Annotated in this window: 6 protein-coding genes; all 6 read right to left on the bottom strand. The window is 66.3% G+C overall.

Annotated elements, in window-relative coordinates:
• Nucleotides 1-284: 284 nt before the first annotated feature.
• The 6 genes from GF399_04830 to GF399_04805 all read right to left on the bottom strand — a co-directional run bounded on the left by GF399_04830 (nucleotide 285) and on the right by GF399_04805 (nucleotide 6,296).
• Nucleotides 285-1,154 carry an FtsX-like permease family protein gene (locus GF399_04830; protein MBD3399637.1) on the bottom strand — a complete coding sequence of 290 codons (870 nt, stop codon included), beginning with the start codon at nucleotides 1,152-1,154 and terminating at the stop codon, nucleotides 285-287.
• A 648-nt stretch (nucleotides 1,155-1,802) separates the two neighbouring features.
• A complete protein-coding gene (locus tag GF399_04825; GenBank protein MBD3399636.1) occupies nucleotides 1,803-2,825 on the bottom strand; it encodes a hypothetical protein in 1,023 nt (340 codons plus the stop codon).
• Nucleotides 2,826-2,827: 2 nt separating this feature from the next.
• Nucleotides 2,828-3,028 carry a hypothetical protein gene (locus GF399_04820; protein MBD3399635.1) on the bottom strand — a complete coding sequence of 67 codons (201 nt, stop codon included), beginning with the start codon at nucleotides 3,026-3,028 and terminating at the stop codon, nucleotides 2,828-2,830.
• On the bottom strand, nucleotides 3,025-3,681 hold the full coding sequence (ftsE, locus tag GF399_04815; GenBank protein ID MBD3399634.1) for a cell division ATP-binding protein FtsE: 657 nt from the start codon (nucleotides 3,679-3,681) through the stop codon (nucleotides 3,025-3,027). Before ftsE ends, GF399_04820 begins: the two co-directional genes overlap by 4 nt.
• 777 nt (nucleotides 3,682-4,458) lie before the next feature.
• Complete coding sequence (locus tag GF399_04810; GenBank protein MBD3399633.1) at nucleotides 4,459-5,151, bottom strand: hypothetical protein; 693 nt, start codon at nucleotides 5,149-5,151, stop codon at nucleotides 4,459-4,461.
• A gap of 71 nt (nucleotides 5,152-5,222) precedes the next feature.
• On the bottom strand, nucleotides 5,223-6,296 hold the full coding sequence (locus GF399_04805; GenBank protein MBD3399632.1) for an SH3 domain-containing protein: 1,074 nt from the start codon (nucleotides 6,294-6,296) through the stop codon (nucleotides 5,223-5,225).
• Nucleotides 6,297-6,943: the final 647 nt, after the last annotated feature.

Raw genomic sequence — 6,943 nt, 5'->3', positions numbered from 1 at the left:
CGGCCGACCCCAACCGCCCGTTGTCATACCGTCTGACCCTCACGAATCGAAGACAAACGAGGGCCGGCGTGTGTTTTTGCCCGAAGACCTCCCGCCACGGGAGGTCTTCGGTATGCAAAAACCATGACGGCCCGGCAGGCGCTCCAACCCGGTAAACCGCCGGCGGGTAAAAACCCCGCCTCAATAACAGCTGTTTGCCGGCCGGGGACGCCGTGCACCGGTGCCCCAACCCGTGCGCCCCGGCGGATTGCCAATAGGCCCGCCGTCGATACTACTGGATTTCGCTACTTGGCCCGGCGGATGTGCTTGGCCGCGGCGAAGAAGCTGCCCACGATGCCCACCAGGGCGCCGAGGCCCACCAGTCCCGCCGACCACTGCCAGGGTAGAAAACTCTGAGCCTCCAGCAACGGCCCGGCCAGGGTGTAGAGCAGGTAGAGGATGCCGACGCCCAACCCTCCGCCCAGCAAGCCGACGAGGAAGCCCTCGAAGACGAAGGGGCGACGGATGAAGCCCGACGGAGCGCCGACGATCTTGAGGATGGCGATCTCCTCGCGCCGGTGGTAGACGCTCAGCGAGACGGCGTTGCCGACGACCAGCAGGGCGGCCAGGACCAACACCCCGCCGATGGCCACGCCGATCAGCCCGGCCAGGCGGACGATCTCGGTCAGTGACTCGACCCACTCCCGACCGTAGGAGACCCGCATCACCCCGGGGATCGCCTCCAGGCGACCGGCGGCCTCGGCCAGTTTGTCGTCGGTCTGCCAACCATCCTCCAGCGTCACGCGGAAGGAGGCCGGTAGCGGGTTCTCCTCGATCTCGCTCAACAGATAGGCGTCCTCGCCCAGCATGCGGCGCAGCTCCTCGAGGGCCGCCGCCGGCGAGATGTAATCGACGGGCCCGACGCCGGGAACGGCCTTGATCCGCTCCTCCGTCGGCGACAACTGCTGCGGGCCGACCTCAGCGGAAAGGTAGACCTCAACGCGGACCTCCTCGCGGGCGTCGGCCACGGCGAGCTGAAGATTGTGAACCACCAACAGGACGACGCCGATGACCAGCAGGGCCAGCACGACGGTCAGCACGGCGCCGGCGCTGCCACCACCGCCGCGGCGCAGACCGGAAAAACCCTCACGGATGTAGTAGCCCAGGTTGCCCAAGATTCAGCCTTTCTCGCGTCGGGACGAAGAGGGTTCGGTCGGATCGAGCACCAAGGTGTTGGCGCGCTTGTTGCCCGCCTGCGGAGCACCGCGCCGCAGGCGGTGAGCAACAAGCGTGACAACACCGACAACTCCCCGGGTATCATTCACCAATAATCAGCCTTGCCGCTCGTTCGCTGAGCCGTCTGATCCGGATGCCGTTGACGGCAGAGAGGCGTCACCCGCCAAGGGGGTTATCAGCCACAACTGACGGATCAACCAGTCCCGGGCCGCCGCAAGCGGTCTTTCGCCGCCGAAGGCCGCTCAGACCCGGACACTGCTAGAAAACAAGACTAGGTCTGACAAACAAGTCGCCCATTGTCTTTACCAGAACGCCTTGGCGAGCTGTTGTGATCGATTTCTGTGAGGCCCGTTTTCTCTCAGGCTGCATGAATACACCTGGTGCATTCAAGTATCGCTCGGCGCCGGAAGGGGTTGGGGCTTCTCTGCACCGCCCGTACACTCACCAGCACTACTTGTCGCTTCAGTGTGTTGTTGAGGTTATCTTCGATAGCGCTATGGTCGAAGCTGCCCCCTTGAACGTCCGGGGCGCAAGTCACCAGCAGGTCGATATCCGAGTGTTCGTTGAAGTTATCGCGCAAGGCGATATCACCTTGAGGGTCGCCAGGCCGGGGTGGCGGCTGCCTTACGTTCCAGCAGGTACTCGGTCCCTGTGGCTGTTTCGGTCAGGTAGACCCGGTCGTCGCGGTGGTAGGTCAGCCAGCGGGAGTCCGGCGACCAGCTCGGGTCGTAGCCCGTGCCGATGTGGACCTCGTCACCGGTTTCCAGCTCGTAGACGTAGTTGGCGTAGCCGTCGGCGGGCTTAAAGTAGGTCAGCAAGCGGCCGTCGGGTGACCACTCCGGATAGAGGCCGGGGATGAGCTCGCGGCGGTTGGAGCCGTCGGCGTCCATCAGCAGGATCAGGCCCTCGTTGTTGTAGGCGATCGTCCGGCCGTCGGGTGACCAGTTGGGCCAGTAGCCCGGGCAAACGAACTCCTCGGCGCCGTCGGCGACATCGACGAAGTAGACGCCGTGGCGGTAGCGGGCCTCCTCGTAGATGTAGTAGTCGTTGGAGGTGAAGCAGAGTCGTCGACCGTCCGGGCCCCAACTGGGGGCGATGCCCTTGACCAGCCGGTGGGGTTTCTCGGCGCCGCTGGTGTCGACCGTCCAGATCCAGGGGTCGTAGCGCAGGCTCATCCGTCGGAAGGCGATCAGAGCGCCGTCGCGGCTGAGGACGTAGTCGTGATGGGCCAGGTTCCGCGCCACGACACTGCGTTCGCCGTCGAGGGCGAGGACGACGAGATCGAAGGGGTGGAAGGCGTCGGCGAAGGCCAGCCGGGAACCCTCGGGGGACCAGACCGGTTTGTAGCCCTCGGCCAGCACTCTCTTGTCGCCGCCGTCGGCCCGGCTGAGGCAGATGCGGCCGTACTGTTCGTAGGCCAGCTCGCCGGGGGGCGAGATGCCTGCTTCGGCGACGGTGACGCCCGGGCCGTTCGCGGCGGGTTCATCGTCGCCGGCTCCGGTGGACGGAGCGCCTCGGCCGCCGCCGTAGGCGCTCAGCTCCGAGCCACAGGCCGGGCAGTAGGCCTCGCGCCCCAGCAGGGCCGTGCCGCATTCGGGACAGTAGGGCATCGTCAATAGGCGTCGCGGCGCCGTCGGAAGTATTGTTGGCGTAGTCGCGGCGGGGCGTTGCGCCGGCAGACGACCTCATCGTCGGCCAGGCACTCGGCGGTTTCGCCGAGGATCAGCTTGACGCCGCAGAGGGGGCAGATCCGGGTTCCGGCGGGCAGGACGGCGCCGCAGACCGTGCAGCGGATGTAGGTCGACTCGCTCACTTGACCACGACCTCGCCGTGCTCGATGTGGATAACCCGGGCCTGGATGCGCCGGACCATCTCGTAGTCGTGGGTGGCCACCAGCACCGTGGTGCCCCGCGCGGCGATCCGCCGCAGCAGGTCCATGATTTTCAGCGACAGCTCCGGGTCCAGGTTGCCCGTCGGCTCGTCGGCCAACAGCAGCTCGGGGTCGCCGGAGAGGGCCCGAGCGATGGCCACACGCTGCTTCTCACCGCCGGACAGCTCCTCGGGGTAGGCGTCGGAACGGTGGCTCAGCTCGACGATACTGAGGATCGATTCGATCCGCCGCCGCCGCTGCTCGCGGGCCAGGCCGCGGACCCGCAGGGCGACGTCGAGGTTCTCGACGACGGTGCGGCCGGGTAAGAGACGGAAGTCCTGAAAGACGATGCCGATCCGTCGCCGCAGGGGCGGGAGTTGGCGGCGGCGCAGGCGGTTCATGTCGTGACCCAGCACGACGAGGTCGCCGCCCGTCGGGCGCTCTTCGCCGAAGAGCAGGCGCAGGAAGGTCGTCTTGCCCGCCCCGGAGGGACCGGTGAGGAAGTTGAACTCCCCCTTGGGGATGCCCAGGCTGACGTTCTTGAGGGCCAGGACGCCTCGGGGGTAGCGCTTGCGGACCTGGGAGAAGGTGGCGATGTCGGACAAGGGGATCCTTCGGCGGACGTGGTGGAGGTCGGGAAGTGGTCGAGCGTTTCAGCCGGGTTCATTTTAGGTCAACGACCCCCGGCGGTCAACATGCCCCCACGCCGGGTCCGAGGGTCACTTCAACTGTGCAAAAAAACAGCGGCGGGGCTGGAGCGCTCCGCCGTTCTCCAGCCAAGCTCGAGTCCCGCCCAGCGCCAGGCCCGCCCTGCTTCCCGCCTGCGGACAAGCAGCCGCCCTATTGGCGAGGCCGCTCTCCCGCAGCACGGGGGTTTCGTTAGGGGATTATCACACGCGCATGAACCTGACGAACTCACCCCGATGAACAGCCCGAAACTGCCCTCGCCACCGCCTGCCGGTCCGTCACGACCGGATCCTGCGCGGTCCGGCCCGCTGAAGCGAACGACCGGCGATCCAAAACCGCCTGACTGACAGGCCGTTACGGCGTCGATTGAGCTACCGGACCGAACAGCACCTGCGTAGATCCCTTGATGATACCGGTAGTGCGGACGGGTGACTCGACAGACCGGTCGCTTTCTTTCCTCCCGCGGTGGAGCCCCTCCACATCCGCGCAAAGACAAGGTAAGCGGCCGCAACGTGCTGATGCTGGGCTCCGCCCCCTCCACGTTCGCGTAAAGACAAGCCGCAGCACGCCGATTGTTGAACTCACCAGCGGTATCTGCTGTACACCTTTGATGACAGTTGCGTGAATGATCCCGGGGAGCCCGTAGCGTTCGAGTGCTTACGACCGCTAGTGGTCGACCGATCCCCTCAGCGCAGGATCCAGTAGGCGGTCTCCGGCGGCGGCTCGAGTTCGGTGAACTCCCAGCGGATCTCCTTCTCGCCGACCTCGGGCTCGGGCAGGTGGTAGTCGCCGTAATCGTGCAGCAGCTCCCAGTCGGCCCCGGGGCCCGGCGCCAGGTGCAGGACGCCGTGACCGATGGGCTCGCGCCAGGCGCCCCCCGTGCCCAGTGGATACTCGAAGCAGCCCCGTAGCCCGTCGGCGGTCTCGCGCCAGACGTAGGGCGCCAGGTAGGCCACCTCGATACGGCTGACGCCGGGCTCGAAGTCGTGGGCGAACTCGGCCTGGACCAGGACGGCGACGGTCTCGCCGTCGACCCGCTGCTCGCGCAGGGCGGCGGTTGCCGGAATCGCTTCGCCGTCGATGGAAACCTCGACCCAGGGTTCGAAGTCGCCCAACTCGGGCAGCTCTGGATAGCTGAAATACATCGGCAGGAACAGTCGGCTGCGGCCGAAATCCCGCTGGACGAGCATGTCGTACCAGGCCTCGACGAGGACCACGTCCTCCCAAAACCATACCCAGACCTCTTCGTCGGCCATGGTGATCGCCGGGTGCTCACGGGAGACGGGATAGCTGGAGGGCTCGACCCAGCGACCCGGGGCGATGTTGGCCAGTGTCGCGGCGGCCGCCAGCAATATGATCAGCGGGTAACGTTTCAGCATCGGTTTGCCTCCTCGCAGCCCCTTGGGTGTAATGATGACGGTCGGCGCCGGACAGCGTCCAGGGGCGAAACTCAGGCGCCGCTCAGGGTGGCGTAGAGCTGCAGCTCGCCGGTGTCGGGATCGACGTAGCGCCAGCGCAGCCAGCCCGAGCGGTCGGCGGCATCCTCGACGCGCCACCAGTCGCCCACCCGGCCGAACACCTCGACGCGCTCGCCGTTTTCCAGTTTTTCGTGACCCGGGACCCGCTCCGCCGCGGGGTTGGGCTCGCTGCGGAAGTTGACGCCGCGGCGCGCCGTGACCGTGCCGGTCAGCGAGGGGCGTTCATCGGCGGGATGCCTGGCCAACACGACGACGCGGGGGACCTCGTCATCGGGGGTCCCGCTCAGCTCTGCGAACTCCCAAACGACGCTTTCAGCGTTTTCGTTCCCCGGCGGCAGCCCCGCCGAGCTGTACATCCAGACGCCGTTCCAGTCGAAGCCCGCGCCGGGCTGGAGGACTATCCGCCCCCCTTCGAGGGTTCCCGCCCAATCACGGGCCGACTCGAGGGAGTAAACCAGCGAGGCCTCGAAGTGTTTGCCGTTCCAGGGGGCGGTTTCACTGAGCCGCAGCACGGCGCTTTCACCGTCGGCGAGCTCCAGACGGCAGCGGGCGTAGGTTTCGCAGCTCTCCTCGACCGGACGGGCGTCGTTGCCGCTGTCGGCTTCCGCGAAGGCGTCTTCGAAGCTCAGGGTCCGCTCGCGCTGGAAGGTGCATTCCAGGGTCCCGGCGTCGCGGCGGATCCGGCAGGGAAAGGGCGGCGCGGCCAACTCCTCGCGCTCCTCGATGACCGTGGTCGGGTCGATGACGCCGAAATCGGCGGGGTCGGCGATCAATGTCGTCAGCGAGCTCTGGAGGGGGAAGTGCAGCTCGACTTCGGTCGCGGGACCGGAGTTGTACAGTTCGTAGCGGGCTTCGAGGGTCACCTCAACGCCCAGGGTGAGGGTCGCGGTGAGAGAAACCAGCTCGACGGCGGGGTGCCCGCTCTCCAGCTCGCCTAGGACAGGCTGCGGCACGGGATGGTAATAGTCCAGCCAGCCGGCGTCTCCCAGGGCAACCCCGGCCAGGAGCAACAAGAACACTGGAATGCGGCGGGGGTTGACTAACATGGTTTGCCTCCCAAGGCTTGGAACCGGTCACTCCATCCCGGCGCAGTGGTGCGGTCTACCGGTGTCTGTTTTCAGCGTCGGCGCCGCCCGTCGGACGATCCTCGATGGGACGCTGGAAAGGCGTCTGCGGTGCCGTTACAGTCGAGATCGGCCTTACTCCACGGGTGATCCAGCCGTCGGCGCCTGAGCCGGGTCGATTCGCGGCCGTCACCTGGGTTGCCCGGCGGGGTGGACCCGGGCGCCGGGGAGCAGTCGATGTCGAACCTGTTGGGGGTTAGCAGCGCCATCCGCCTTGCAAGCCGCCGACACCCGGCGGTCTAGTTTTTGGATCATGTATCGGCAGCAGACCCACTCATATCAAGAGCATAATCATAGAATCATAGAAAGATGGTCGGCAGGTAGAGCTTCAGGCGGACTGTTTGGTATGGCGGGGCTTGAGGGGCGTCAGCATCGCGAAAGGGGTTCCGCCAATCCGGGGCTGTCCGCTCCACTAACGGCACTAACAACCCCCGGGAATCGTCTACCGTGTTCGGAGCGCTGACTGTGTGTAACACACTGTTAACACACGCGATGGGCTGTGGTGTTCCGTCCCTGAAAACGGGCCGTGAAGTGGCACATCAACAAGCAACCGACCGGTAGATTAGTCG

This window comes from Candidatus Coatesbacteria bacterium, assembly GCA_014728225.1.
Taxonomy (GTDB): domain Bacteria; phylum RBG-13-66-14; class RBG-13-66-14; order RBG-13-66-14; family RBG-13-66-14; genus WJLX01.
The sequence above is the reverse complement of the archived record's forward strand: the minus strand, read 5'-3'. Positions and strand labels throughout refer to the sequence as shown.